This window comes from Salmonella sp. SJTUF15591 (assembly GCF_043356435.1).
Classification (GTDB): Bacteria; Pseudomonadota; Gammaproteobacteria; order Enterobacterales; family Enterobacteriaceae; genus Salmonella; species Salmonella enterica.
On the sequence record NZ_JBEUJO010000002.1, the window covers coordinates 136,635 to 160,734 of the forward strand.

At 50.1% G+C, this 24,100-nt stretch carries 26 protein-coding genes; 11 read left to right on the forward strand and 15 right to left on the reverse strand.

Annotation, left to right across the window (positions count from 1 at the left end):
- Window positions 1-7: 7 nt before the first annotated feature.
- The 4 genes from ABVM99_RS04835 to hycA all read right to left on the reverse strand — a co-directional run bounded on the left by ABVM99_RS04835 (window position 8) and on the right by hycA (window position 3,975).
- Entirely contained in the window at window positions 8-931 is a 924-nt protein-coding gene (locus ABVM99_RS04835; RefSeq protein ID WP_000110563.1) for a respiratory chain complex I subunit 1 family protein, read from the reverse strand.
- Between the two features lie 2 nt (window positions 932-933).
- A complete protein-coding gene (gene hycC / locus ABVM99_RS04840; protein ID WP_023195228.1) occupies window positions 934-2,760 on the reverse strand; it encodes a formate hydrogenlyase subunit 3 in 1,827 nt (608 codons plus the stop codon).
- Complete coding sequence (gene hycB, locus ABVM99_RS04845) at window positions 2,760-3,368, reverse strand: formate hydrogenlyase subunit HycB (RefSeq protein WP_001079164.1); 609 nt, start codon at window positions 3,366-3,368, stop codon at window positions 2,760-2,762. Before hycB ends, hycC begins: the two co-directional genes overlap by 1 nt.
- Before the next feature lie 145 nt (window positions 3,369-3,513).
- Window positions 3,514-3,975, reverse strand: a complete 462-nt coding sequence (hycA, locus tag ABVM99_RS04850; protein WP_000158075.1) for a formate hydrogenlyase regulator HycA — start codon at window positions 3,973-3,975, stop codon at window positions 3,514-3,516.
- A gap of 209 nt (window positions 3,976-4,184) precedes the next feature.
- Here hycA and hypA point away from each other — a divergent pair, with 209 nt between their 5' ends.
- From hypA to flhA, 6 genes are all read left to right on the forward strand, one after another.
- A complete protein-coding gene (hypA, locus tag ABVM99_RS04855) occupies window positions 4,185-4,541 on the forward strand; it encodes a hydrogenase maturation nickel metallochaperone HypA (protein WP_000544461.1) in 357 nt (118 codons plus the stop codon).
- Between the two features lie 68 nt (window positions 4,542-4,609).
- Window positions 4,610-5,482: a hydrogenase nickel incorporation protein HypB gene (gene hypB, locus ABVM99_RS04860; protein WP_000337640.1), complete on the forward strand. Its 873-nt coding sequence runs from the start codon at window positions 4,610-4,612 to the stop codon at window positions 5,480-5,482.
- Window positions 5,473-5,745: a hydrogenase 3 maturation protein HypC gene (gene hypC / locus ABVM99_RS04865; RefSeq protein WP_000334871.1), complete on the forward strand. Its 273-nt coding sequence runs from the start codon at window positions 5,473-5,475 to the stop codon at window positions 5,743-5,745. Before hypB ends, hypC begins: the two co-directional genes overlap by 10 nt.
- Window positions 5,745-6,866 (forward strand): hydrogenase formation protein HypD, encoded by a 1,122-nt coding sequence (gene hypD, locus ABVM99_RS04870; RefSeq protein WP_001212962.1) that lies wholly within the window; start codon window positions 5,745-5,747, stop codon window positions 6,864-6,866. Before hypC ends, hypD begins: the two co-directional genes overlap by 1 nt.
- Entirely contained in the window at window positions 6,863-7,873 is a 1,011-nt protein-coding gene (gene hypE / locus ABVM99_RS04875) for a hydrogenase expression/formation protein HypE (RefSeq protein WP_001059959.1), read from the forward strand. The genes hypD and hypE overlap by 4 nt, the downstream gene beginning before the upstream one ends.
- A gap of 218 nt (window positions 7,874-8,091) precedes the next feature.
- Complete coding sequence (flhA, locus tag ABVM99_RS04880; RefSeq protein WP_023195227.1) at window positions 8,092-10,170, forward strand: formate hydrogenlyase transcriptional activator FlhA; 2,079 nt, start codon at window positions 8,092-8,094, stop codon at window positions 10,168-10,170.
- Window positions 10,171-10,231: 61 nt separating this feature from the next.
- On the opposite strand, the gene ABVM99_RS04885 is transcribed toward flhA, so the two are convergent.
- Window positions 10,232-10,576: a nitrous oxide-stimulated promoter family protein gene (locus ABVM99_RS04885; protein ID WP_001117944.1), complete on the reverse strand. Its 345-nt coding sequence runs from the start codon at window positions 10,574-10,576 to the stop codon at window positions 10,232-10,234.
- Between the two features lie 181 nt (window positions 10,577-10,757).
- On the opposite strand from ABVM99_RS04885, the gene sitA reads away from it, so the two are divergent.
- From sitA to sitD, 4 genes are read left to right on the forward strand one after another with little or no spacing between them, the layout of a single operon-like run.
- Window positions 10,758-11,675 (forward strand): iron/manganese ABC transporter substrate-binding protein SitA, encoded by a 918-nt coding sequence (sitA, locus tag ABVM99_RS04890; protein ID WP_000182929.1) that lies wholly within the window; start codon window positions 10,758-10,760, stop codon window positions 11,673-11,675.
- Window positions 11,672-12,493, forward strand: coding sequence for an iron/manganese ABC transporter ATP-binding protein SitB (sitB, locus tag ABVM99_RS04895; RefSeq protein WP_023195226.1), 822 nt, complete (start codon window positions 11,672-11,674; stop codon window positions 12,491-12,493). Before sitA ends, sitB begins: the two co-directional genes overlap by 4 nt.
- Window positions 12,490-13,350, forward strand: coding sequence for an iron/manganese ABC transporter permease subunit SitC (gene sitC, locus ABVM99_RS04900; protein ID WP_001104336.1), 861 nt, complete (start codon window positions 12,490-12,492; stop codon window positions 13,348-13,350). The genes sitB and sitC overlap by 4 nt, the downstream gene beginning before the upstream one ends.
- Window positions 13,341-14,189 carry an iron/manganese ABC transporter permease subunit SitD gene (gene sitD / locus ABVM99_RS04905; RefSeq protein ID WP_000480208.1) on the forward strand — a complete coding sequence of 283 codons (849 nt, stop codon included), beginning with the start codon at window positions 13,341-13,343 and terminating at the stop codon, window positions 14,187-14,189. The genes sitC and sitD overlap by 10 nt, the downstream gene beginning before the upstream one ends.
- A gap of 98 nt (window positions 14,190-14,287) precedes the next feature.
- On the opposite strand, the gene avrA is transcribed toward sitD, so the two are convergent.
- The 10 genes from avrA to prgH form a co-directional block, all read right to left on the reverse strand.
- Window positions 14,288-15,196, reverse strand: a complete 909-nt coding sequence (gene avrA, locus ABVM99_RS04910; protein WP_077684052.1) for a type III secretion system YopJ family effector AvrA — start codon at window positions 15,194-15,196, stop codon at window positions 14,288-14,290.
- Window positions 15,197-15,356: 160 nt separating this feature from the next.
- The gene (gene sprB, locus ABVM99_RS04915; protein ID WP_017441148.1) at window positions 15,357-16,112 is read right to left on the reverse strand and encodes a transcriptional regulator SprB; all 756 of its coding nucleotides are present in this window, start codon (window positions 16,110-16,112) and stop codon (window positions 15,357-15,359) included.
- A gap of 384 nt (window positions 16,113-16,496) precedes the next feature.
- Window positions 16,497-17,384 carry an invasion transcriptional regulator HilC gene (hilC, locus tag ABVM99_RS04920; protein WP_000243998.1) on the reverse strand — a complete coding sequence of 296 codons (888 nt, stop codon included), beginning with the start codon at window positions 17,382-17,384 and terminating at the stop codon, window positions 16,497-16,499.
- 347 nt (window positions 17,385-17,731) lie between these two features.
- The gene (locus tag ABVM99_RS04925; protein ID WP_023195225.1) at window positions 17,732-18,184 is read right to left on the reverse strand and encodes a type III secretion system effector protein OrgC; all 453 of its coding nucleotides are present in this window, start codon (window positions 18,182-18,184) and stop codon (window positions 17,732-17,734) included.
- Window positions 18,185-18,199: 15 nt separating this feature from the next.
- The gene (gene orgB, locus ABVM99_RS04930) at window positions 18,200-18,871 is read right to left on the reverse strand and encodes a type III secretion system linker protein OrgB (protein ID WP_000916655.1); all 672 of its coding nucleotides are present in this window, start codon (window positions 18,869-18,871) and stop codon (window positions 18,200-18,202) included.
- The gene (gene orgA / locus ABVM99_RS04935; protein ID WP_001591231.1) at window positions 18,828-19,427 is read right to left on the reverse strand and encodes an oxygen-regulated invasion protein OrgA; all 600 of its coding nucleotides are present in this window, start codon (window positions 19,425-19,427) and stop codon (window positions 18,828-18,830) included. Before orgA ends, orgB begins: the two co-directional genes overlap by 44 nt.
- Window positions 19,399-20,157 (reverse strand): type III secretion system inner membrane ring lipoprotein PrgK, encoded by a 759-nt coding sequence (gene prgK, locus ABVM99_RS04940; RefSeq protein WP_000621238.1) that lies wholly within the window; start codon window positions 20,155-20,157, stop codon window positions 19,399-19,401. Before prgK ends, orgA begins: the two co-directional genes overlap by 29 nt.
- Complete coding sequence (gene prgJ / locus ABVM99_RS04945) at window positions 20,154-20,459, reverse strand: type III secretion system inner rod protein PrgJ (RefSeq protein WP_000020431.1); 306 nt, start codon at window positions 20,457-20,459, stop codon at window positions 20,154-20,156. The genes prgK and prgJ overlap by 4 nt, the downstream gene beginning before the upstream one ends.
- Window positions 20,460-20,477: 18 nt before the next feature.
- Window positions 20,478-20,720, reverse strand: coding sequence for a type III secretion system needle filament protein PrgI (gene prgI / locus ABVM99_RS04950; RefSeq protein WP_000235229.1), 243 nt, complete (start codon window positions 20,718-20,720; stop codon window positions 20,478-20,480).
- A gap of 24 nt (window positions 20,721-20,744) precedes the next feature.
- A complete protein-coding gene (gene prgH / locus ABVM99_RS04955; RefSeq protein WP_000450196.1) occupies window positions 20,745-21,923 on the reverse strand; it encodes a type III secretion system inner membrane ring protein PrgH in 1,179 nt (392 codons plus the stop codon).
- Window positions 21,924-22,238: 315 nt separating this feature from the next.
- Between prgH and hilD the strand changes: the two genes are divergently transcribed.
- Entirely contained in the window at window positions 22,239-23,168 is a 930-nt protein-coding gene (hilD, locus tag ABVM99_RS04960; protein WP_052938320.1) for a transcriptional regulator HilD, read from the forward strand.
- The last annotated feature ends 932 nt before the right edge of the window (window positions 23,169-24,100 follow it).

Here is a 24,100-nt window from a genome sequence, read left to right on the forward strand (position 1 = left end):
TCTTAAATCACGCCGCCAGCAAGGAGACGAAGGCTAAAAACGCAAACCCAAAACCGGCCCAGGTCACGCGTGAAGTGGCGCAAAAACGCAGTCGCGCCATGCTGTTTTCAAACAGGGCGATCACCAGTACGCCGACAATCAGCTTGACGACGGCAATCACCAGCGCCAGCAACAGTCCGCCTGCGCTGAAGGTTTCCATCTGTCCCCACGGCAGAAACACGCCGACGAACATTTGCAGCACCACCAGTTGCTTAAGGCTGATGCCCCATTTCAGCACCGCAAAGCCGCTACCGCTGTATTCGGTCAACGGCCCTTCCTGCAACTCCTGCTCCGCTTCCGCCAGGTCGAACGGCAGCTTGCCCATTTCGATAAAGGTGGCGAAGGCGCAGGCGCACAGCGCCAGAATCAGCGGAATACTGCGCGCGACAGGCCAGTGATAAATGGTATCGGCGATATTGCTGATATGAGTTGAACCCGCCACCTGCGCGGCGACCCACAGACCCAGCAGCAGAATCGGCTCCACCAGCACGCCGAGCATCGCTTCACGGCTGGCGCCGATCGCGGTGAACGGACTGCCGGTATCCAGGCCTGCAATAGAGAAGAAGAAGCGCGCAATCGCGAACAGGTAAATCAGAGTGATTAAATCACCCAGTTGCGGCAACGGAGATCCAACGGTGACAACCGGCAGCGCGGTGGCGATAGTCAGCATCACGCCGACCATCACAAACGGCGTCAGGCGAAAAACCCAGCCGGAATCAGCGGGCGCAATACTCTGACGACCGAGCAGTTTGATAATGTCGCGGTACTCCTGCAACACGCCCGGCCCTCGGCGATTGTGTAGACGGGCGCGCGCCACGCGAGTAATACCGGACAGCAATGGCGCAACGGCAAATAGCACCAGCGCCTGAATTAACGGATAAAACACACTCATTTTCAGGCTCCTCGTGAAACCACAATCACCACCAGCACCGCCAGCTCAATCAGCGCCAGACGACGGAACAGCCCCGCGGCCGCCGCGTTCTGCCAGCCCGGAATCAACGATACCGGGTTGAGCCACTTACGCAGTTTGAGTACCGGGGCAAAGGCCTCTTTCACCGGCATGGCGAAACCGTGCGCGGTAATCACCATCGACTGCTCATGGTCGTAGCCGCACACCCAGGCCGCGCCGCGAGAACGCGACGGCAGACGGTTGCCTTTGAACATCGCCATAATGATGAACGGCAGTAGCGGACAGGCGACCAACAGCAGCGTGATCATCGGCTGCGATACGGTGGTGTGCGCGGTTTCCAGCGGCAACGGTACCGCAGTGGAAATCATCGGCAGCAGCCACGGCGCGGCAACCCCGCCCAGTACGCAGCAAATCGCCAATGCCACCACGCTGACGCCCATCAGGATCGGCGCGCAGCTGGCATTTTCAGCTTCCTTCGTGCGCGGCGCGCCAAGGAACGTCACGCCGTAAACTTTCGCCATACACATCACCGCCAGCGCGCCGGTAATCGCCAGGCCAACCGCCAGCAGCGGTCCTAACAGACGACCAACAAACGCACCGCTGTTGCCCAGTTTGAAGAAGGACTGGTAAATCACCCACTCGCCGGCAAAGCCGTTCAGCGGCGGCAGCGCCGCCATCGCCATCAGACCGACCAGCATGGCGATAGAAATAACCGGCATCCGTTTACCAATACCGCCCAGTTTTTCGATATCGCGATGACCGGTACGGAACCAGATGCTGCCCGCGCCCAGAAACAGCACGCTTTTGAACAGGCTATGGTTCAGCAGGTGATAGAGCCCGCCGGTCAGACCCAGCGCGATCAGTACCGGCTGATTGAGAGCAATCCCGGTAACGCCTGCGCCCAGACCGAGCAAAATGATGCCGATATTTTCCAGCGTGTGATAGGCCAGCAGACGCTGGATGTTATGCTCCATCAGCGCGTACAGACCACCGACAAAGGCGGTGATCATCCCAAACACCAACAGCGCCACGCCCCACCACAGCGGCGCATTGCCGCCAAGCAGAGATAGCGTGAGAATGCCCAGCAGCCCGATTTTCATCACCACGGTCGAGAACAGCGCGGCGGCGGGAGCGCTGGCGTTGGCGTGCGCCTGCGGCACCCAACCGTGTAGCGGGATAATCCCGGCCAGCAGACCAAAACCGATAACGCCGAGCAGCCAGATATCGGAGCCCAGCGGCAGTTGCTGAGCACGTTGATCCAGCAGCCCCAGATCCAGCGTGCCGTAGCGCTGCCACACCAACCAGCAGGCGATTGCCAGCAGCAGCGTACCGAGACGGCCCAGCGCAAACCACAGTTTGCCCTCTTTGCTACCGCCGGTGAGGAACACGGCGCAGAGCGCCATGATTTCAGCCATCACCACCATCGTCCCCAGATTACTGGCGACCACGGCGCAGACGGCTGCCGCCATCAGCAGGTTGATCAACAGTCCGTTGGCTTTTACCTGTGGATGGCGATGCCAGTCGATATTGAACAGGCTGACGAACAGACCGCACAGCCCCAGCGTAATCAGCCAGATAGCATTCAGCGGCGTAATTTGCAGCATGTGACCGGTAAACGGCATCACGCCGCTCACCGTAACGGCGCTGGTCAGCGCGGTGACCCCCGCGCCAGCCGTACACAGGCTGCCGACCGCGCCGCCGATACCGGCAATCCAGCCGCTCAGCGCTTTATGAAACGAAAACAGAAACGCCAGAACGGCGGCGGCGGCAAACCACGCGACGCCGCTAGTAATCAGTGAAAGTGAACTCATTATGCATCCCCACTCTGAGCCTGCTGAAACAAGGTGAGATCGCCAAAATCGGTATTAAACGTCAGCTCACGTTTACGTTTGCTGGCGCGGGCGATATCCGTGTTCTCCACCAGGTGTAGCGCTTTAGTCGGGCACATCCGCACACAGGCCGGGCCTTGCTCGTCAAAGCTGCACAGGTCACATTTCACCGCGATAGCGCGTACGCCCGGCACCCAGTCGAGCAACGTACTGACGCGCGCAGGCGCTGGCGGCGCGGGCGGCGCTTTCGGCGTATTGGCGTTCGCCGGAATATGCAGCGGACGGCTGCCGGAAAACTCAATAGCGCCAAACGGACAGGCAATACCGCACAGTTTGCAGCTCACGCACAGGCTTTCATTAAGCTGGACAGCGCCGTCAACGCGATTAATCGCGTTAACCGGGCATACCGTGGCGCATGGCGCATCTTCACAGTGGTGACAAAGCTGCGGCGCAGATTCTTTTTCATTCAGCATCACTTTCAGGCGCGGCATTGACTGCAGGCCATGCTGGCGATGCGTCTCTGAACAGGCGGCCTCACAGGTGTGGCAGCCGATACAGAGAGTGGAGTCAGCAATTACAAAACGATTCACCAGGCATTCCTCAGGTGATTGTCATTTTTGACGAAAACATGCCGTTGAAATGTCATTTTCGACACTTATCGACACGCCCATCCCCAAAACATTCATGACATGGCGCAACGCCACATCGCGAATCAAAGCGGGCAACACCTCAGGCTTATACCGCCGGGCTGTTTCCCTTTACCAATTGACGCAAATTAACCGGCGAGTTGGTTTCTACAGCGGTATAGAGGCTGTCGTAAACGCTGGCGATTTTTTCCAGATAGTGCTCCAGCACCTGCTCGCGATCGCGGTTGTTAACCCGTTCGTCAACCTTGCCGTCGATATCGAGCTGCGCCTGTGCAATCAATTGTTTATCTTCGCCATCTTTGGTTTCAACGTAGTACTCAATGGTGTGGCTGTTAAAACCATCCGCCAACGCGACGTAAATACGAAAGTGCTCAAACAGGACAAAGCAAAGATCCCTTTCCGGCGCGCAGCTCATTGCGTGATGCAGGCGCGCTTTCGAGAGGGTGATCCCCTGAACCAGCGAGTTGCAGTAAATATGCCACTGGTCCTGTAGGCGACGATGCCGTTGCGCGATGTAATCGGCCTTTTCGCTTATTTCCCAAATAGTCATGTCAGGTTACCCGTTTAACAGAGATGCCTGCGTTAAGCATTTTCCATGCCAATTTTTAACTTATTGTTTTTAATGGAAGACGAGCACAGTTACAGCCGTTTCGACGCGGTGACGACATGTCATTTCGTCATCGTCGACATTAACCTGCCAGGGGATACAAATATTGGCATAAATATTGCTTTACAGGGGCAACCACTACGGGAGGCGATATGCACGAAATCACCCTCTGCCAACGGGCACTGGAATTGATTGAACAACAGGCTTCAGCATACGGTGCAAAACGTGTGACAGCCGTCTGGATCAAAATTGGCGCATTTTCTTGCGTGGAAACCAGCGCTCTTTCCTTTTGTTTTGATCTGGTATGCCGCGGCACGATAGCAGAAGGTTGTAAACTGCACCTCGAAGAACAGGAAGCCGAATGCTGGTGTGAGCATTGTCAACAATATGTCACGTTGTTAACCCACCGTGTACGTCGTTGTCCGCAATGTCATAGCGATACGCTGCGAATTGTGGCCGATGACGGCTTACAAATTCGGCGCATAGAGATTGATGAAACTGAAGATTAATGCCGGATAGACGCTCGCGTCGCCATCCGGCAGAAAGCCTGTAACAAGAAAAAGATCAGGAGTAAGCGATGTGTACGACTTGCGGTTGCGCTGAAGGCAACCTTTATATAGAAGGCGATGAACATAATCCGCACTCAGCGTTTCGTAGCGCGCCCTTTGCCCCAGCGGCTCGCCCGGCGCTGAATATTACCGGCATTAAAACGCCTGACTTTGCCCCAAGTCAGACCGCAGAAGGCGATCTGCATTACGGCCACGGCGAAGCCGGAACCCACGCGCCTGGTATGAGTCAGCGGCGGATGCTGGAGGTTGAAATCGACGTGCTGGACAAAAATAATCGTCTGGCTGAGCGCAACCGCGCCCGTTTCGCCGCCCGCCAGCAACTGGTGCTCAACCTGGTGTCCAGCCCCGGGTCCGGTAAAACCACCCTGCTAACCGAAACGCTGATGAAATTGAAAGACCGTGTACCGTGCGCGGTGATTGAAGGCGACCAGCAGACAGTGAACGACGCCGCCCGCATCCGTGCTACCGGCACGCCCGCCATTCAGGTCAACACCGGTAAAGGCTGCCATCTTGACGCGCAAATGATCGCCGACGCCGCGCCGCGCCTGCCGCTGGATGACCGCGGTATTCTGTTTATCGAAAACGTCGGTAATCTTGTCTGCCCGGCCAGCTTCGATCTGGGCGAAAAGCATAAAGTCGCAGTGCTTTCCGTGACCGAAGGTGAAGATAAGCCGCTGAAGTATCCCCATATGTTTGCCGCTGCGTCGCTCATGCTGCTCAATAAAGTCGATCTGCTGCCCTACCTCAATTTTGACGTTGAGAAGTGCATCGCCAGCGCGCGTGAAGTGAACCCGGAGATTGAAATTATCCTGATTTCCGCCACCAGCGGCGAAGGCATGGATCAGTGGCTGGCCTGGCTGGAGGCGCAGCGATGTGCATAGGCGTGCCGGGTCAAATCCGCGCCATTGACGGCAATCAGGCAAAAGTTGACGTCTGCGGCATTCAGCGCGACGTCGATCTCACATTAGTCGGCAGTTGTGATGAAAACGGTCAGCCGCGTCTGGGTCAGTGGGTGCTGGTTCATGTCGGATTCGCCATGAGCGTCATTAACGAAGCGGAAGCGCGCGACACGCTCGACGCGCTACAAAATATGTTTGATGTTGAGCCGGACGTCGGCGCACTGCTGTATGGTGAGGAGAGATAATGCGTTTTGTTGACGAGTACCGTGCGCCGGAACAGGTGATGCAGCTCATTGAACACCTGCGTGAACGCGCCGCCCTTCTTCCTTACACTGCCGAACGTCCGTTGCGCATTATGGAAGTCTGCGGGGGTCATACCCACGCAATTTTTAAATTTGGTCTCGATCAGTTACTGCCCGAAAACGTGGAGTTTATTCACGGCCCCGGTTGTCCGGTCTGCGTGCTGCCAATGGGACGCATCGACAGTTGCGTGGAAATCGCCAGCCATCCGGAGGTGATTTTCTGCACCTTTGGCGATGCCATGCGCGTGCCGGGGAAACAGGGTTCTCTGTTGCAGGCTAAAGCGCGCGGCGCGGATGTGCGTATTGTTTACTCTCCGATGGACGCGCTGAAGCTGGCGCAGGATAACCCGACCCGCAAAGTGGTATTTTTCGGGCTGGGCTTTGAAACCACCATGCCGACCACCGCCATCACGCTACAGCAGGCAAAACAGCGTGACGTGCGAAACTTCTACTTTTTCTGCCAGCACATTACGCTGATCCCGACGCTGCGTAGCCTACTGGAGCAGCCGGACAACGGCATTGACGCCTTTCTTGCGCCAGGCCACGTCAGCATGGTCATCGGCACCGAGGCGTACCAGTTTATCGCCGCCGATTTTAATCGCCCGCTGGTGGTGGCTGGATTCGAACCGCTTGATCTACTGCAAGGCGTGGTCATGCTGGTTGAGCAGAAAATAGCGGCCCTAAGCCAGGTTGAAAACCAATACCGTCGCGTGGTGCCGGATGCCGGAAACATGCTGGCGCAGCAGGCCATCGCCGATGTGTTCTGCGTTAATGGCGATAGCGAGTGGCGCGGTCTGGGCGTGATTGAATCCTCCGGCGTCCACCTGACGCCAGAGTATCAGCGCTTTGACGCCGAAGCGCATTTCCGCCCAGCGCCGCAACAGGTCTATGACGATCCGCGCGCCCGCTGCGGCGAAGTGCTGACCGGCAGATGCAAGCCGCATCAGTGCCCGCTATTTGGTAAAACATGTAATCCAGAGACCGCGTTTGGCGCGCTGATGGTCTCTTCCGAAGGCGCATGCGCCGCCTGGTATCAGTATCGTCAGCAGGAGTGTGAAGTTTGAACAATATACAACTCGCCCACGGCAGCGGCGGCCAGGCTATGCAACAGTTGATTAATAGCCTGTTTATGGAGGCCTTTGCCAACCCGTGGCTGGCGGAACAAGAAGATCAGGCGCGTCTGGAGCTGGCGCAACTGACGGCGGAGGGCGACCGTCTGGCGTTTTCTACCGATAGCTATGTGATCGATCCGCTCTTTTTCCCCGGCGGCAATATCGGCAAACTGGCGATTTGCGGTACGGCGAACGACGTAGCGGTGAGCGGCGCGATCCCCCGCTATCTCTCCTGCGGCTTTATCCTTGAAGAAGGGCTGCCGATGGAGACGTTAAAAAGCGTGGTCAATAGCATGGCGGCGACCGCGCGGGAAGCGGGTATCGCCATTGTAACCGGCGACACCAAAGTTGTGCAGCGCGGCGCGGCGGATAAATTGTTTATCAACACTGCCGGCATGGGGGCGATTCCCGCCGATATTCACTGGGGCGCGCAAACGCTGAGCGTTGGCGATGTGCTGTTAGTCAGCGGTACGCTTGGCGATCACGGCGCCACTATCCTCAACCTGCGTGAGCAACTGGGACTGGATGGCGAGCTGGCGAGCGACTGCGCAGTATTAACGCCGCTAATTCAGACGCTGCGTCATATTGACGGAGTTAAGGCATTGCGTGACGCCACGCGCGGCGGCGTGAATGCGGTCGCCCATGAGTTTGCGGCGTCCTGCGGTTACGGTATTGAATTGTCCGAATCCGCACTGCCGCTCAAACCTGCCGTGCGCGGCGTCTGCGAGCTGTTGGGGCTGGATGCCCTGAACTTTGCCAACGAAGGAAAACTGGTGATTGCCGTTGAACGGCAGGCCGCAGATCGGGCGTTGGCGGCATTACGCGCGCATCCGCTGGGACGTGATGCGGCGCTGATTGGCGAAGTCGTGGAACGCAAAGGCGTTCGCTTAGCCGGACTCTATGGCGTGAAGCGAACCCTTGATTTGCCACACGCCGAACCATTACCTCGTATATGCTAGCAGCCTGTTGGCAGCATACTGTAGGCCGGATAAGACGCATTTGCGTCGACATCCGGCATTAACGCTGCATTAACGCCTGATGGCGCTTTGCTTATCAGGCCTACGGAGTGTGTGACCAGCGAGTTTGCGGTCAGCCATCCGGCAATAACTTACGACTTATACCTATAATTCATTTACCGTTTTCGCACCGTTTTGCGGTATTTTCCTGGAAAAGCAACATGTCGTATACACCCATGAGCGATCTTGGACAGCAAGGCTTGTTCGATATCACTCGTACCTTATTGCAGCAGCCCGATTTGGCGTCGCTCAGTGAAGCGCTTTCGCAACTGGTAAAGCGTTCAGCGCTCGCCGACAGCGCCGGCATTGTGCTATGGCAGGCGCAGTCGCAACGCGCACAATATTATGCGACGCGAGAAAATGGCCGTCCTGTTGAATATGAAGATGAAACCGTACTGGCGCACGGCCCGGTACGTCGCATCCTTTCTCGCCCCGATGCATTGCACTGTAATTTCCATGAGTTTATCGAAACCTGGCCGCAGCTTGCCGCGAGCGGCCTCTACCCTGAATTTGGTCATTACTGTCTGCTTCCTTTAGCCGCGGAGGGCCGTATTTTCGGCGGCTGCGAATTCATCCGTCAGGAAGATCGTCCCTGGAGTGAAAAGGAATATGACCGTCTGCATACGTTTACCCAAATTGTCGGCGTGGTCGCCGAGCAAATTCAAAACCGGGTAAACAATAATGTCGATTATGATCTGTTGTGCCGCGAACGCGATAACTTCCGTATTCTGGTTGCAATCACCAACGCCGTCCTGTCGCGTCTGGATATTGATGAGCTGGTAAGCGAAGTCGCAAAAGAGATCCACCACTATTTCAATATCGACGCGATCAGCATCGTGTTGCGCAGCCATCGCAAAAATAAGCTGAATATCTACTCCACCCACTACCTTGATGAGCATCATCCGGCGCACGAACAGAGCGAAGTCGACGAAGCCGGCACGCTCACGGAGCGCGTCTTTAAAAGTAAAGAGATGCTGCTTATCAACCTCAACGAACGCGATCCGCTTGCTCCCTACGAACGCATGCTGTTCGATACCTGGGGCAATCAGATCCAGACGCTTTGCCTGCTGCCGTTGATGTCCGGCAAGACGATGCTTGGCGTGCTCAAACTGGCGCAGTGCGAAGAAAAAGTGTTTACCACCGCCAACCTCAAGCTGCTGCGTCAGATTGCCGAACGGGTAGCCATTGCCGTGGATAATGCGCTGGCCTATCAGGAAATCCACCGACTGAAGGAACGCCTGGTCGACGAAAACCTGGCGCTCACGGAGCAGCTTAATAACGTCGACAGCGAGTTTGGCGAGATCATCGGGCGCAGCGAAGCGATGTACAACGTGCTAAAGCAGGTTGAGATGGTGGCGCAGAGCGACAGTACCGTACTGATTCTGGGCGAAACGGGAACCGGTAAAGAGTTGATTGCCCGCGCCATTCACAACCTGAGCGGACGTAGCGGGCGCAGGATGGTAAAAATGAACTGCGCCGCGATGCCGGCGGGGCTGCTGGAAAGCGATTTGTTTGGTCATGAGCGCGGCGCGTTTACCGGCGCCAGCGCGCAGCGGATTGGCCGTTTCGAGCTGGCGGATAAAAGCTCGCTGTTTCTGGATGAAGTGGGCGACATGCCGCTGGAGCTACAGCCTAAGCTGCTGCGCGTCCTTCAGGAGCAAGAGTTTGAACGTCTCGGCAGCAATAAACTGATCCAGACCGACGTGCGGCTGATCGCCGCGACTAACCGCGATCTGAAAAAAATGGTCGCCGATCGCGAATTCCGTAACGATCTCTACTATCGGCTGAATGTTTTTCCGATCCAGCTTCCTCCGTTGCGCGAACGTCCGGAAGATATTCCACTACTGGTCAAAGCGTTCACTTTCAAAATCGCCCGCCGAATGGGGCGTAATATCGACAGCATTCCCGCCGAAACGCTGCGCACGCTCAGCAGCATGGAATGGCCGGGGAACGTTCGCGAGCTGGAGAATGTCGTCGAGCGCGCCGTGCTGCTGACGCGCGGCAATGTGCTACAACTGTCGCTGCCGGATATTACCGCCGTAACGCCCGATACCTCGCCTGTTGCGACTGAAAGCGCCAAAGAAGGCGAAGATGAATATCAGCTTATTATACGCGTGCTGAAAGAGACCAATGGCGTAGTGGCTGGACCAAAAGGCGCGGCGCAGCGTCTGGGGCTTAAACGAACCACCCTGCTATCGCGTATGAAGCGATTGGGTATTGATAAAGACGCGTTAGCGTAACGGGTTGCCGGATCTGATCCGGCCAGGAGATGATGCGCGCCGTAGGCCTGGCGCTTCCCCTTCACTTCTTGCGCTGATATTTTTCCGGCAATTCCGGAACGGGGCGCTTATCGTCGATAAGGTGCCGCACGGTCAGGACAGGGTGTCGCCAAAGCATTCGCGGACCTGCCCAACGCATAATCTGCTTCATCTCCTCGCGTTTAGCCGGCTGATAGCAGTGCACCGGGCACTGCTTACAGGCGGGTTTTTCCTCGCCAAATACGCATTTATCAAGACGTTTTTGCGCGTAGGCGAATAGCGCCTCGTAATGCCCCTGCACCGCTGACGCCTGTGGGCACTGGCTTTCATACAGCGCGATCATTTTTTTGATCGTCAGTTTTTCACGAGCGATACGTTTACCAGGCATCGTGCTCTCTCCGAACATTAAGGTGTATTTATTTTACACCTTATCCCTCTTTAGCACTATCACTGCATATCGTCGCCATTTCGCAAATAAGAATTATTTTCATTTATTCATGCCTTGTGCTATATAACATAGCAAAGGCTATATTCGATGATTAATTAACCACATTGTTGCGAGGGATACTATGACGAATCTACATCGTCTGAAAACACTCCTGATTGCCGGTATTGTCGCGATACTCGCGCTATCGCCAGCCTATGCAAAAGAGAAATTTAAAGTCATCACCACGTTTACCGTTATTGCCGACATGGCGAAAAACGTGGCGGGCGACGCAGCGGAAGTCAGCTCAATTACCAAGCCCGGCGCTGAAATCCATGAGTATCAGCCAACGCCCGGCGATATTAAACGAGCGCAGGGGGCGCAGCTTATCCTCGCGAATGGTCTGAACCTGGAGCGATGGTTCGCCCGCTTTTATCAGCACCTTTCCGGCGTACCGGAAGTCATCGTCTCCACCGGTGTCAAACCGATGGGCATTACCGAAGGCCCGTATAACGGTAAACCGAACCCGCACGCCTGGATGTCGGCAGAAAACGCGCTGATTTATGTCGATAACATTCGCGACGCCCTGGTGAAGTACGATCCGGATAATGCGCAGATCTATAAGCAAAACGCCGAACGCTATAAAGCGAAAATTCGCCAGATGGCCGATCCGTTGCGTGCCGAACTGGAAAAAATTCCCGCCGATCAGCGCTGGCTGGTCACCAGTGAAGGCGCGTTCTCTTACCTGGCGCGCGATAATGACATGAAAGAGCTGTATCTCTGGCCAATTAACGCCGATCAACAGGGGACGCCAAAACAGGTGCGTAAAGTGATTGATACCATTAAAAAGCACCATATTCCCGCCATCTTTAGCGAGAGTACGGTTTCCGATAAACCGGCCCGTCAGGTCGCGCGTGAATCCGGCGCGCATTATGGCGGCGTGCTGTATGTCGATTCTCTGAGCGCCGCTGACGGCCCTGTGCCAACCTATCTGGATCTGCTGCGCGTCACGACCGAAACCATCGTCAACGGCATTAACGACGGACTGAGGAGTCAACAATGAGTCAATCTGCGATTACCGTTGATCAAGTCACGGTGACGTATCGCAACGGTCATACCGCCCTACGGGACGCCACTTTTCAGGTGCCAGGCGGTTCAATCGCCGCGCTGGTAGGCGTAAATGGCTCCGGTAAGTCTACGTTATTTAAAGCGTTAATGGGCTTTGTGCATCTTGCGCAGGGCGATATCACTATCCTGCAACAGTCAGTCAACAAGGCGCTGAAAAAAAACCTCATTGCTTATGTTCCGCAATCAGAAGAAGTGGACTGGTCATTTCCGGTGCTGGTAGAAGATGTGGTGATGATGGGACGCTACGGCCATATGGGCTGGCTACGCCGTCCCACTGCGCATGATCACGCCTGTGTTGACGCCGCGCTGGCGCGGGTGGATATGCTGGAATATCGTCACAGGCAGATTGGCGAGCTGTCCGGCGGGCAGAAAAAACGTGTGTTTCTTGCCAGGGCCATCGCTCAGGATGGACAGGTAATCCTGCTGGATGAACCTTTTACCGGCGTGGATGTAAAAACCGAAGCGCGAATCATCGATCTACTGCGGGAACTGCGCGATGAAGGCCGCACGATGCTGGTCTCAACGCATAATCTCGGCTCCGTCACCGAGTTTTGCGACTATACGGTAATGATTAAAGGAACCGTACTGGCCAGCGGCCCTACCGAAACCACGTTTACCGCCGCGAATCTGGAACAGGCGTTTAGCGGCGTTCTACGTCATATCGCGCTAAGCGGAGGCGAAGAGCACATCATCACCGATGACGAGCGCCCCTTTATTTCCCGGCGCGTGGCCAGCGGAGGAAAATCGTCATGAACTGGCTTGTTGAGCCGTTTGGCTACCAGTATATGCTCAACGCGATGTGGGTCTCCGCGATGGTGGGCGGTCTGTGCGCGTTTCTCTCCTGCTATTTGATGCTCAAAGGCTGGTCGCTCATTGGCGATGCGCTATCTCACTCTATTGTGCCTGGCGTCGCTGGCGCCTGGATGTTAGGGCTGCCCTTCTCGCTCGGCGCGTTTCTTTCCGGCGGACTGGCGGCAGGCAGTATGCTCTTTCTTAACCAACGCTCACGCCTGAAAGAAGACGCGATTATCGGGCTTATCTTCTCCTCTTTTTTTGGCGTCGGCCTTTTTATGGTGTCGCTCAATCCGATGTCGGTGAATATCCAGACGATTATTCTCGGCAACGTGCTGGCGATCGCGCCAGCGGATATTGCGCAACTGGCGATTATCGGCGCAGTCTCGCTGACGATTCTGCTGTTAAAGTGGAAAGATCTGATGGTCGTCTTTTTCGATGAGACCCATGCGCGTTCTATCGGGCTTAATCCGGGTCGACTAAAGCTGTTGTTTTTCACTCTATTGTCCGTCTCCACCGTGGCGGCCCTGCAAACCGTTGGGGCGTTCCTGGTGATCTGTCTCGTCGTCACGCCGGGCGCGACGGCCTGGTTACTCACCGACCGTTTTCCACGTCTGCTCATGATTGCCGTCGTGATTGGTAGCCTGACCAGTTTTCTGGGCGCATGGCTTAGCTACTGGCTGGATGGCGCCACTGGCGGAATTATTGTCGTCATGCAAACCTTACTGTTCATCACAGCCTTTATTTTCGCCCCGAAACACGGTCTGTTAGCCAACCGTCGACGCGCCCGCCTGCAGAAGGAGCCGACATGTTCTTAACAACGTTACTGGAACCCTTTCAGTTTGATTTTATGGTGAACGCCCTTATGGTTTCGGTCATTGTGGCGATTCCCTGCGCCTTACTGTCCGTGTTTTTAGTGTTAAAAGGCTGGGCGTTAATGGGCGACGCAATGAGTCATGCGGTATTCCCCGGGGTCGTGCTGGCATATATTGTGGGGATCCCCCTGGCAATTGGCGCTTTCATTGCCGGATTATTTTGCGCTATCGCGACCGGCTATCTGGACGATAACAGCCGCATCAAACGTGATACGGTGATGGGCATCGTCTTTTCCGGGATGTTTGGCGCAGGTCTGGTGCTCTATGTTTCTATTCAATCGGAAGTGCATCTGGATCACATCCTGTTTGGGGATATGCTGGGCGTATCGCTGGGGGATATCGTACAAACGTCGGTTATTGCACTGGGTATTGCGTTAATCATAGGGCTGAAATGGAAAGATCTCCTGCTACACGCTTTTGACCCGCACCAGGCGAAAGCCAGCGGGCTGAATACCACGCTACTGCATTATGGCCTGCTATGTATGATTGCGCTGACTATCGTCGCCACGCTGAAATCGGTGGGCATTATTCTGTCAATCTCACTACTTATCGCCCCCGGCGCAATTGCCATTTTGCTGACGCGACGCTTTGCGCGCGCGCTGGGATTAGCGGTGAGTCTGTCAGTTATTACCGCTTTTGCGGGCGTCTATCTGTCTTTTTATCTTGATAGCGCGCCAGCGCCGACCATCGTGGTATTATTTGCCATCGTGTTTATTGCGGCATTTATTTACGCAACATGGCGCGACAGGCGTAATGAAATCGTACCAGAGGCGCAAGGTTAACACTTTTTTGCCTGCTATTCAGGAAACATACGGTCATAATATAGAGTAGTCTTATGGCGCTGGAAGGATTTCCTCTGGCAGGCAACCTTATAATTTCATTACGGTTTAAGTAAAGACTTATATTCAGCTATCCTTTTTTTATGAGCGGATATAGAGAGTTTTTTATCGTTTAGCATAACGGCATTGTTATCGAATCGCTCATAAAGCGTTTCATTCTTTTTGTTTACTATACTGCTTCCCGCCGCCGGATTGGCCTGCACATATTCATTTAATCGTTGTACGCCTTGAGTATGTTTGTAAAAACTCACCGGCAGATAACGGTCTGCTTTATCAGACGGGAGAAAAGGTTCCTCACCACACAGACGTTCACAAATATTATCTTCATGAATTTTTACTAAGTTCATAAATTCAAGATGAAGTTTTTTGGCAAGCGCCAGGCTAAAAATACCGCATTCAGAAGAGCTTCGTTGAATGTCCAGCTCGACCATAGCAAAATAACAATCAGGCAGTTGTTCACGTTCAAGAGCTGCTTTGGTCCTCAACGCCAGTAAAGCAGGTCCAAAAGCGCTACACGCTGCTGGTTCGAACAAAATCACCGATGTCTTTCCGTCCATAACTCTAAAATCGACGACTGAAATATGGATACCTGAACTTCCCATATTTACGAGAAATCGGGCAGATTCAACGCCTTCCATTCTGGTCTCCTTTATAGAGGAAACAAGCTCATGGACTGACATAACAAATTTAAGATTTAACTCTGGATACTTCTTATTGGCCTGTGCAACAAGAAAAGGCATCATTTCGAGATCGGTTTCCTCGTAACTGATATGAATCCAGCTGCCATCTATAATTTCACTTTCCAGACGCTCAACAATACAGGTCAATGCTTCGGTGTTTAGCTCCCCGCTGACGTCAGGCTGAGGCGATAAACTCGCCCCCATATTACGAGTCGTAGGACTTAGCATACTTTTCCCTCCACATGATAGCTCCTGCACCGAAAATATCATCTTTAACTTTTCAGATTCAATATATTGCCTGCAAAAATATGCCTCAATGATTGAGCCAGGCTACCAACCACCTCCGGATGATTATATATAAGAATTACTACTCAAAAAATCTTTTTTATAATAAAAGCTCAACACATGGTCATAAATGATAAAAAATAGTTTAATTCATTCCTACTGCAATCGGTAAGGCGCAATTATCGTCAGGTACACCAGGGTTATGTGCAAAAGCAGTGCGCTGTAAATGCGCGTCTAGTTTCAGTCCCCGGAACAGCGATAGCGGTGAAGAGTCCATCCCCAAACGATACATAACCTTCTTACGATAAATACTAACGGTTTTTGTTCCCAGACCAAATTTTTTCGCCAGTTCAATTGCCGGATGTCCGGAGGATAATAATATCAGCAGCGCATATTTCGCCTGAGTGACGCCGGGAGGTAGATTCCACCAGGCGTATTGATTGATATTAAACAATACCTCTTCCGGCGTCTCGCCGGCATTAAAAGCATACGTAGCAGCCACGGTTTTCTTTTGTGGCCTGTGGCAGAAACGCAGCCAGGCTTCCGGAAGACGTAGCTTCTCTCGATCCGAGCGGATAGCGCAGGATAGTTCGTCTTTTAAAACATAATCCATAACGCCAAAATATTGCAGCACACAGCGATCGATATAATACAAGCGATCTGCCACTACCAAAACTTTACGGTTCTGCAACCGCGTCTGCAACGCATGAAAAAGATAAACATGCTCATGCGGGTTCAAAGCTAAAATCAGCCCGGCGTCCGGCATATCGGATAGAGAATGCAAAAGTGCAGTTAATGAGTTACACGTTTTAACGCACTTTTCCGGATATTTTTGCTTAAAAATAGACTGAAGGGCATAACAATTAGTCCAGTTAATACCATATATAATTACATTTCTCATTTATTTATCCTTTTTTGAAAACTGACCACAGCTTCGGTAATGATTTTTCTTCCTGGGCGACTACTGCGCAAGTAGATAACGCCTTCTTACTACAAAGGTAATAAGACCAGATACGTTATTACATGCGCAATGTCGTTACCGAAATGAATTCCTTTTACAAATCTGATAATGATTAAATTTGCTGTTTTACTTTACTGTAATCTCTTAGAGTACAACCATTGCCCGACGCCTGGTGGCCATGTATGTCTGACAATGAACGCTTTCGATTCCCTTTCATTAACTATATATCACTGGTGTAGCGATACTGAAATATACACTACGATTAAAAAAATATTTGGTATCTGTAACGCAAACAGATAGTAACGTTTAAAATAATTTCACAAATCAATGGTTCATTGTACGCATAAAGCTAAGCGGTGTAATCTTAAAATGCCGTTTAAAAATAGCGATAAAATAAGAAGGCGTATCATAGCCACACATCGTCGCGACTTGTGAAATATTTCCAGCCCCCATACGTAATAATTTTATAGCCTGATTCATACGAGCATCCAGGTATATTTTGCTAAAACTCACCTCTTCAGCGGCCAGTTTTCGCTTCAGACTTGATACGCTCATAAACAGCTTTCCTGCCACCTCAGCCTGTGACCATTTGCGGGTGAGATCGCTGATAATAATGTTATAAACTTTCTCTTTTGTCGTAATTTTTATTGCTCGCTCAAGGAAGTCAAACCCACCGGGCTTACGTACAAATGCCGATATAAGATACATCAATGAGAAATATGAATAATCATGATCATCAATACTAACGTTACTACAAACCCGTGGACATGCCACACCATGCAAAATAGAGTCAAAAGTATCACTCATCCCTGGCAACAAGTCCGCATGAAAAAAATACTTTGGTTTCGTTTTTAATGATAGCTCTCGATCATTATAGTTTCTTGTACTGTAAAAAACTTTGTAGAATTTTTGCATTAAGTCATAGGAAACTTCCAGTGAAGAAAAATCAATATGCCCTTCTATTTCGCTCATACTAAGCGTGATTGTTTGATCTTTTTCCAATAAAAATAAACACGGCGCAGATTGTTCGATGAACTCCCCAAATTCGTTTTCAATTCGCAAACTGCCTTTATTAAGTTTAAATAATAAGCAGTTTGCGACATAATAGTCTCTTACGTCAGCTAATCCATTTATTAATGGAAATTTGTTCGGCTGTTGAAGGTGATTATTGCTAATGGCCTCAACTGATTTATTCATTGAAGGCAATACCATATTTTATCCTGTGTGCTATAAGGAACTCAAAATCGTTATATTCTTATAAACAAATAATTAAAACTCACAGAGATGATTTAAATCCGATTTTTTTATTATTATAGCCAATAATTACATTCCAACGCGCGTTCATTTCGTCACAAAAAGATACTCTTACAAACTTTATGCACAATTTTGTAATGGAAGCTTACAATATTAATATAATCATTTCAGAATACAACGCCTGGTAGATACCTTAATAATCCATATACATCAATAAGATAGATACACTGGCATGGTGCATTTTCTGCATTATTTGCTAATATATACACCATACCTTATCACAAATCGCCAGCAATGGGGGGGGTTCACCAGTCAATTGTCTCTTTGTTTTCCCCGCCCGATAAAATAATCTCCTGCATCCAGGAGGTCATTTGTGACTGCGCATTCATTGTACCAACTAATACCCCGTTTAAAGCCTCATATAAATGAGTGCCCGGTTCAACTTTTGCTAACATGTTTTGTAGCATAGCCGTTTGCTGCTCAAAAGAAACAAAAGCCGAATCACCACTTTTCGGATCTTTGAAGGCATTCATCTCTTGATAAATGCTATCTTTAAGCGTTTCAGAAGAGGCTGACTCAGGAAGCGCTAAAAGTCGTTGGTAGAATGCATCATAAAGATCAACGTCGCCGCCATTGCTTAAAGGCGCGCTATCCACATTATTCAGCATAGCGGCCCTGGCACTCAACGAAACCACACCCGTCGCTTCAGTATCCGCTGTCGGGACCAAATAAGAAGTCGGAATCGTACCCGGTATCACCTTATAACCTCCATTTTACAATGCTTGCGTTTTTGTCTTCCATTCATCAATAAGTGCGTTAATAGCGTTATCAGAAATCGTCCGGCAGTCTTGTGGAAGTTCATCAAGATGATGCTTAATGACGCCTACTGCCGTTTCAACAAATTGTTCAGGTGAAAATTCTGCGATCTGATCGCCGCAACTCATGATAAAGCGCTGTTCCTGATGATATTTAAGATTAAAAGTGCCTGGCCAGTTCTCCATAAGCAACACCATCAGTTTTTGGTGATCTTTTTTCGCGTTAACTGGTAGTGTTAAAAAAAGTTGCCCCTCAGGCTTATCGAAATCCCTTAGCCACTCATCCAGGACGGTTAAAAGCGTTTCGGGATGGTCGACCGCAGCTGAAAATAACTCGCGGGCATAAATCTGTATTTTTTCCATCCACTTCCAGGCCATTGTCTGATTATCAGTAAGATAAGCGGCGACCTGCTGTAACGCGTCTATCATTCCCTGCTCGTAACCTTCCTGATAGGCGTACATCCGCAAGGTCTTTGCCTCTTCTTCCGCCTCTCGCAAAATACGCTTAGCCCGTTGATGCGCCTGCTGTTCTAATCTTTCAATAGAGAAATAACGTTCCAGCGTTTTACGCTTTATCAGTATCCCCTCAACAGGCGAAAGCGGGGACGGAATTGGGATATTTTTGAGCATATTGTAAGGCCAGTAGCAAAATTGACATTTCTACAGCATCCTGCTTCGATGCCTCCTCAATAAATGGAGGAAAAAGCAAAGGAAAACGCTGTGCTAAAGATTCAGGTAAAAATTCATTCAGGGCATTTAACTGTGCATACCCGACGCTAAGTAAAAACCGGTGATTCGGCGCCTTATTGCAGACAGATAAACTTGTTCCCTGATGCATTGCCAAAAATGCTTGCGCCCAATCCGGCAGGCCAAGCAAGGCTCCCTGCCTTGCCAGATCGGCTCTCAGTTTATGGCAACCGAGTAAATACGCTACTTGCGGCAGTCGGCGCCACTGACGCAGCCACAGCTGCGTCAGTGAGTTTTGAATACACTCCTTTTCTCCGTTCTTAAGCCGCCATGCCGCCAGTATTAACTCATTTGCCGCCGCCCTGGCGGCGGGTCTGACAATCATTTCCGGTGCTATCTGCAACCGCTGAGGATGGATATACGATAACGGATCAAAAATGATTCTTTGCCAGATAATGGGTAATGGCTGCCTATTCATTTGACGATTTCGCCTTATCATCAGCCGTTATGCCTTTCTTATTGCGGGCATAATGGTTTTTGTAATACCAGACGCCAAAGCCTGCTGACATCACGGATAACAAAATAATCAACACAATCCAACTGGTTGCAAAAGAATTACGTTTTACTGGTGTGCCGGGAGCCTGTAATTGGGCATCAGAACGTTCTGACAACACAACAGAAATGTTGTCATAATCCACATCGGCAAAACTATTCTTTAAGAAACGCTTGATATCGCTGATCTGATGCGCAAGCGGCGAACCTCGTTCATATACGGCTAATGCCGACAGATGAACAGGTTTTGGCGGACGGCCATTTTCACCAGCATCAATATCATAACTAATATGGACCCTGGCGGAGAGCACGCCCTCCATCGTCTGTAATGACTGTTCCAGTCGCTGTTCAATAGCCGAATATAACCTGGCCTTTTCAGCTCGCGGAGAAGATACCAGCGAATCCGCCGGGAACATCTGCGCTATTTCCACCCGTGGCCGGGGAGGAAGCTGATAAGTTTTAATCCAGTACACCGCAGCGGTAAAATCAGGCTCAGCAACGGTAATGCTATAGCCCAATTTTCCGCTATCAATTTTATTCGCCTCTATATTGTGCATTTGCAGAACGGCAATGACCTCATTAGCCTGTTCCTGGTCCAGTCCTTTTAAAAGATCCTTATCCTTACAGCCGGCAAGGGTCATTACCAGCAGAAAGGTATATAGATATCGACGAATCATGAGCGTAATAGCGTTTCAACAGCCCCGACTCCTTTACGAGTAAGGGTACTTACCATAGAAACATACAGGTTATAATCTGAAATCATCTCTTGCGAAATAGCCAGCTCTTTAGGATCCGTCACCAGATTAGGGTCCTCAATCCTGTTGGTAATCGTCTGTTTATCCACAGCCGTGGCAATCGCCGAACCAGAAAAAGCCTGGAGTAGCCGGTCATCCAGCGAGACAATGTCCGTTTCCATAGACCTGATATTGACCGCCTGCCCTATAACGGCATTCTCAGGGACAATAGTTGCAATCGACATAATCCACCTTATAACTGATTAACGGAAGTTCTGAATAATGGCAGCATCAATATCCTTAAAGACTTTTACCGTGTTCGATTGCGCGTTACGGTACAAGTTATATTCCGAGAGCTTACTCTGATACGCCGCCAGTAGCGCCGGATCGGAGGGTTTTGCAGCTAATTTATCCAGCGCATCTGTTACCTGCGTTTGTAGATCCTGAACGCCCGTATCAAATTTTGCTGAGACGTCATCCAGATAGCCTGACCAAGGTGTTGCCATAATGACTTCCTTATTTGCGTTAAATTAAAGTGGGCTTGGGAAATACCAATGGCCTGGGCTCATTTTGATATAACCTTCCGCCCCGTACTGAAATGAGCGCCCCTTGAGCCAGTCATCTTTTAATTCGATCGCAAACTGCACATAGCGTCCTCCCCATGTGCGGTAATAGCTATCGACAAATTGACGGGCTCTGAGTATTTCTACATCATCGAGCGCCCCCTGAATAACAAACGTTACGCCCCCCTTATGATTCCTGCGGGAATAAGGTAACGCCTGCTGTTTTAGCCCCGCTTCCGCCTGGCCTGCGGCGGTAACATCGTCCATCAACGTGATGTTAACCGAATCCGCGTAAGGCATTAGCGCTCTCAGCTTTTGACTTAACACCTCGAGCTCTTTCTTGCTCATCGTGTTTCGCTGGCGGCTTAGCCAGAAAACGGGTTTACGCGGCTCATCGAAATGAAGCCGATAATAAGCCAGCTGAGGATAATAGGTATCCAGCCAGGTAGAGATACGCTTATTTTCTTCGTTTTCGTTAATCACTCGCGCATTTTTATCATAATCGCCCCTCGCTAAAACCTGACGAGCCCACAGCGTATCTCTTTCATTTTGCGCAGCGACATAGAGCATTTTGTCCCGTCCTGGCAACACCTGAAAGCGCTCCTTCTCCTGCCCCAATAACGAATCGAGCTCTGCGGCCTGCCGCTGCGGCGAGTTAAGTATCCATAACGTCCCCACCGTCCCAATTCCCAATATAAAAAACCCGGCCAGTGCGGCTACAATTCCGTTTTTAAAACGCGGCTCGTTCTTTTTTGCAGACGTTTCTAACTTCTCAGGCTGCTCGGGCACCCACGGCTCGCTTTCCGGGCGAATCAGGATAAGCAATTCACCGACCTGTATTGGCGTATTTAATTGCACCGAACGAGATTCAGAATTTCCTTCTTTCAGCTCATGGAGTATAATTTCGGTCGCATCCGTATCCACCTGGATTTCAAAATTTACTCCGCCATGGTCCAGCGGGATAAAAAAGCTATCGGCAGGTATATCAGGGAGTTGGCCTGAAGCAGTGAGCGCATCACTCTGACCTACCACAAAGAGTGTTCGGCCTGTCAGCAATGGAAACTCACAGCCGTTCAGTGAGCTGTTAAGTAATCGAACTATGTATGGCCCAGGGCTTGTTATCGTCTTCTCTTTTGATGTTTCCATATATACTGTTAGCGATGTCTGTCGTTCTCGATAGCAGCAGATTACCGCACAGGACACAGGGATTCCTGATGAAAATAGAATGAAAAGTGAGAAATAAAATCAATTTATTCTGTATAATGCGTCTCAACACATATTAAAAGAACCATCATCCCCATTGGGGCTTAAACTACTGTAGATAAATTACCCAAATTTGGGTTCTTTTGGTGTAACAATCAGACCATTGCCAACACACGCTAATAAAGAGCATTTACAACTCAGATTTTTTCAGTAGGATACCAGTAAGGAACATTAAAATAACATCAACAAAGGGATAATATGGAAAATGTAACCTTTGTAAGTAATAGTCATCAGCGTCCTGCCGCAGATAACTTACAGAAATTAAAATCACTTTTGACAAATACCCGGCAGCAAATTAAAAGTCAGACTCAGCAGGTTACCATCAAAAATCTTTATGTAAGCAGTTTCACTTTAGTTTGCTTTCGGAGCGGTAAACTGACGATTAGCAATAATCACGATACGATTTACTGTGACGAACCTGGGATGTTGGTGCTCAAAAAAGAGCAGGTAGTTAACGTGACGCTTGAAGAGGTCAATGACCACATGGATTTCGATATACTCGAGATACCGACGCAACGACTTGGCGCTCTCTATGCACTTATCCCAAACGAGCAGCAAACCAAAATGGCGGTACCCACAGAGAAAGCGCAGAAAATCTTCTATACGCCTGACTTTCCTGCCAGAAGAGAGGTATTTGAACATCTGAAAACGGCGTTCTCCTGTACGAAGGATACAAGCAAAGGTTGCAGTAACTGTAACAACAAGAGTTGTATTGAAAATGAAGAGTTAATTCCTTATTTTCTGCTGTTCCTGCTTACTGCTTTTCTCCGACTCCCGGAGAGTTGTGAGATCATCCTTAGCTCGGCTCAGATAACGTTAAAGGAGCGCGTTTACAACATTATATCTTCGTCACCCAGTAGACAGTGGAAGCTTACGGATGTTGCCGATCATATATTTATGAGTACGTCAACGCTCAAACGGAAACTTGCAGAAGAAGGTACCAGCTTTAGCGACATCTACTTATCGGCAAGAATGAATCAGGCAGCAAAACTTTTACGCATAGGCAACCATAATGTTAATGCTGTAGCATTAAAATGTGGTTATGACAGCACGTCCTACTTCATTCAATGTTTCAAAAAATATTTTAAAACTACGCCATCGACATTCATAAAAATGGCGAACCATTAACATTTTTTGTATCTGTCACTCAAGTAAAGATTTTTATTAAAATTGTAATAATTTAAAATTCAGACTGCGCATTAACACGCTATATCAGGATGGGAGGCTATTTAATATCATTGTTCTGTCCGGAAGACAGCTTATACTGATATCTCTGGTAATTTAAAGTAAGGCTGATTATATAACACGATTTTTGTGAACTTGTCATCGCTATGATGACTGGTAAACCGATATTGCCTTATTCACAGCGTAAGAATTCGTCCAGATGACACTATCTCCTTCCGGCTTTAACCCTGTGGATTAAGGCCGGCATTTCATTCATATTTATACATCATCCGTTCCCTCTGAGAACTATTTGCCTGAACGGTCTACACCGAAACAGTCACACTTGTTAGCTTCTGCCTGGCATACCTCTTCTCTTCCTCCTGATATCGATATAATGCCAGGGGGCCAGCCTGAGGATGATACTGCTCATAAACCCCCTGCCTTTTTGACGCGATAGCTGAAGGGAGTAAAGAAAAGACGATATCATTATTTTGCAAAAAAATATAAAAATAAGCGCACCATTAAAAACAGTTTTTCATTTATATTTTGGAACCTAAGACAAATTACACTCTTAAACTTTCAACGAATGGTCATTTAGTGGAAATCTTCGAGAAAAATGGTTCTGATGGTGTAATTATCAGACCATTAACCATGAAGATATAATAAGCAGCATTTACACCCCCAAAAAATGCAGTAAGATAGCTACAAAACTAATCTCTATTGCAATGAGGCCAAGTTAAATATGTAAATATTTAGATGCCCGGCGCTGACTCTCTGCTCCAGGATATACGACAGCGTCCATTCAATAATCACGGTTAGTTATAACAATATTATTACCAACATGTCAGTTATTTAAAGCACAGGCATAAGCTAAATAATCAAATGTTAAAAACATA

Coding starts and splice junctions, on each gene's coding strand:
- ABVM99_RS04835 (WP_000110563.1), bottom strand. CDS start 931: ATGAGTGTGTTTTATCCGTTAATTCAGGCGCTGGTGCTATTTGCCGTT.
- hycC (WP_023195228.1), bottom strand. CDS start 2,760: ATGAGTTCACTTTCACTGATTACTAGCGGCGTCGCGTGGTTTGCCGCC.
- hycA (WP_000158075.1), bottom strand. CDS start 3,975: ATGACTATTTGGGAAATAAGCGAAAAGGCCGATTACATCGCGCAACGG.
- hypA (WP_000544461.1), top strand. CDS start 4,185: ATGCACGAAATCACCCTCTGCCAACGGGCACTGGAATTGATTGAACAA.
- hypB (WP_000337640.1), top strand. CDS start 4,610: ATGTGTACGACTTGCGGTTGCGCTGAAGGCAACCTTTATATAGAAGGC.
- hypC (WP_000334871.1), top strand. CDS start 5,473: ATGTGCATAGGCGTGCCGGGTCAAATCCGCGCCATTGACGGCAATCAG.
- hypD (WP_001212962.1), top strand. CDS start 5,745: ATGCGTTTTGTTGACGAGTACCGTGCGCCGGAACAGGTGATGCAGCTC.
- flhA (WP_023195227.1), top strand. CDS start 8,092: ATGTCGTATACACCCATGAGCGATCTTGGACAGCAAGGCTTGTTCGAT.
- ABVM99_RS04885 (WP_001117944.1), bottom strand. CDS start 10,576: ATGCCTGGTAAACGTATCGCTCGTGAAAAACTGACGATCAAAAAAATG.
- sitA (WP_000182929.1), top strand. CDS start 10,758: ATGACGAATCTACATCGTCTGAAAACACTCCTGATTGCCGGTATTGTC.
- sitB (WP_023195226.1), top strand. CDS start 11,672: ATGAGTCAATCTGCGATTACCGTTGATCAAGTCACGGTGACGTATCGC.
- sitC (WP_001104336.1), top strand. CDS start 12,490: ATGAACTGGCTTGTTGAGCCGTTTGGCTACCAGTATATGCTCAACGCG.
- sitD (WP_000480208.1), top strand. CDS start 13,341: ATGTTCTTAACAACGTTACTGGAACCCTTTCAGTTTGATTTTATGGTG.
- avrA (WP_077684052.1), bottom strand. CDS start 15,196: ATGATATTTTCGGTGCAGGAGCTATCATGTGGAGGGAAAAGTATGCTA.
- sprB (WP_017441148.1), bottom strand. CDS start 16,112: ATGAGAAATGTAATTATATATGGTATTAACTGGACTAATTGTTATGCC.
- hilC (WP_000243998.1), bottom strand. CDS start 17,384: ATGGTATTGCCTTCAATGAATAAATCAGTTGAGGCCATTAGCAATAAT.
- orgB (WP_000916655.1), bottom strand. CDS start 18,871: ATGCTCAAAAATATCCCAATTCCGTCCCCGCTTTCGCCTGTTGAGGGG.
- orgA (WP_001591231.1), bottom strand. CDS start 19,427: ATGATAAGGCGAAATCGTCAAATGAATAGGCAGCCATTACCCATTATC.
- prgK (WP_000621238.1), bottom strand. CDS start 20,157: ATGATTCGTCGATATCTATATACCTTTCTGCTGGTAATGACCCTTGCC.
- prgJ (WP_000020431.1), bottom strand. CDS start 20,459: ATGTCGATTGCAACTATTGTCCCTGAGAATGCCGTTATAGGGCAGGCG.
- prgI (WP_000235229.1), bottom strand. CDS start 20,720: ATGGCAACACCTTGGTCAGGCTATCTGGATGACGTCTCAGCAAAATTT.
- prgH (WP_000450196.1), bottom strand. CDS start 21,923: ATGGAAACATCAAAAGAGAAGACGATAACAAGCCCTGGGCCATACATA.
- hilD (WP_052938320.1), top strand. CDS start 22,239: ATGGAAAATGTAACCTTTGTAAGTAATAGTCATCAGCGTCCTGCCGCA.